General features: G+C 62.4%; 2 protein-coding genes. Both read left to right on the forward strand.

The window, feature by feature from the left end:
- Positions 1–115: 115 nt before the first annotated feature.
- Entirely contained in the window at positions 116–1,264 is a 1,149-nt protein-coding gene (locus B3397_RS21085) for a pyridoxal phosphate-dependent aminotransferase (RefSeq protein WP_296253717.1), read from the forward strand.
- A partial coding sequence (locus tag B3397_RS21090; protein WP_296253718.1) for an amidohydrolase occupies positions 1,261–1,959 on the forward strand: 699 nt, incomplete at its 3' end. The genes B3397_RS21085 and B3397_RS21090, both read left to right, overlap by 4 nt.

A 1,959-nucleotide genomic window follows, 5' to 3' on the forward strand; every position in this document is an offset into this window, starting at 1 on the left:
GGGCTGGGGTGAGGGGACCCTTCACCGCACAACCCAACCCAAACCACTATTCCCCCCGCTTTTTCCCACCCCCCTCCATGGGCTATCCTGCTGATCACTTCTCAGGGAGCAGCTCATGATCACCAGCAAGCTGCCGAACGTCGGCACCACCATCTTCACCACCATGTCGCAACTCGCCGCGCAAACCGGCGCGCTGAACCTCTCCCAGGGTTTTCCCGATTTCGATGGCCCGCAGGCCCTGCGCGACGCGGTGGGTAAGCACATCGCCGCCGGCCATAACCAATACTCGCCCATGACCGGCCTGCCTGCCTTGCGTGAACAAGTGGCGGCCAAGGTGTCACGACTGTACGGACGCACGCTGAACCCCGACAGCGAGATCACCATCACGCCCGGTGCGACTCAGGCCATTTTCTGCGCCATTCAGACCGTGGTCCGTCCGGGCGATGAGGTTGTCGTGTTCGATCCTTGCTATGACAGCTACGAACCCTCGGTAGAGTTGGCCGGTGGCAAGTGCGTCCACGTGCAACTGGGCGCCGAGGACTTCTCCATCGACTGGCAGCAGCTCACTGACGCGATCACCCCCCGCACCCGCATGATCATACTCAACAGTCCTCACAACCCCAGCGGAGCGTTGATCACCCCCGCCGAGCTCGATCGACTGGCGGCATTGATCGCCGACCGCGACATTTACATCGTCAGCGATGAGGTGTACGAGCACCTGGTGTTCGACGGCGTTCGCCACGCCAGCGTACTGGCTCAAGAACAGCTGTTTCAGCGAGCCTTTGTGGTCAGCTCGTTCGGCAAGACCTACCACGTCACGGGCTGGAAGACCGGCTACGTGATCGCCCCCCCCGCGCTCACGCTGGAGCTGCGCAAGGTGCATCAGTACGTCAGCTTCTGCGGGGTCACGCCGCTGCAGTATGCGCTGGCCGATTACATGGCCGATCAACCCGGCCACGTCGACGAGTTGCCGGGTTTCTACCAGGCCAAGCGTGATCTGTTCTGCGACCTGCTGGCCGAGTCGCGCTTCACCTTCACCCGCACGCCGGGTACCTATTTCCAGTTGGTCGACTATTCTGCGATACGACCCGACCTCAACGATGTGGAGATGTCGTTGTGGATGACCCGGGAACATGGCGTGGCCAGTATTCCGGTGTCGGTGTTCTACCAAACGCCGGTGCGCGAGCAGCGCCTGGTACGCCTGTGTTTTGCCAAACGTGAGGAGACGCTGCGGGAAGCGGCGGCGAAGCTATGTCTGATATGAGCAACAGCACCCCCCTGAATGGACGCACTGGCGAGCTGAAACTGGCGCTGGTTCAAACCACCTTGGCCTGGCATGACCGTACGGCCAACCTCGAGCATTTCGAGTTGCTGCTGGAACAGGCTGAAGGCGCGGACCTCGTGATCCTGCCGGAGATGTTCACCACCGGTTTCTCGATGAACTCCGAGGAACTGTCCGAGCCGGAGCAGGGGCCCACCAGTGATTGGCTCCGGGCGCAGGCGGCCCGCCTCAATGCGGTGGTGACAGGCAGCGTGATCATTCAGGCGGCCGACGGCAGCCATCGCAATCGGCTGCTGTGGGCGCGACCGGACGGTGAACTGCTGCATTATGACAAACGCCATCTGTTTCGCATGGCCGGCGAGCACAAGCACTACACCCCGGGCGAGCGCCAGGTACAGTTCGAGGTCAAGGGCTGGCGCGTACGGCCCTTGATCTGCTACGACCTGCGTTTTCCGGTGTGGAGCCGCGACGCTCAAGACACCGACCTGCTGTTGTACACCGCCAACTGGCCAGGGGCGCGGCGTTTGCACTGGAACCGTTTGCTGCCGGCCCGAGCCATCGAGAACCTGTGCTATGTGGCGGCGGTGAATCGGGTGGGCACCGACGGTAAGGGGTTTGCGTATACCGGGGACAGTCAGGTGCTGGATTTCCAGGGCGAGAACCTGCTCAGCGCAGGC

Source organism: Pseudomonas sp. UBA4194, assembly GCF_002379585.1.
In the GTDB taxonomy this organism is placed as follows: domain Bacteria; phylum Pseudomonadota; class Gammaproteobacteria; order Pseudomonadales; family Pseudomonadaceae; genus Aquipseudomonas.

Bases quoted from the DNA above. Each gene is read 5' to 3' on its own strand.
- B3397_RS21085 (WP_296253717.1), top strand. From the start codon at position 116: ATGATCACCAGCAAGCTGCCGAACGTCGGCACCACCATCTTCACCACC.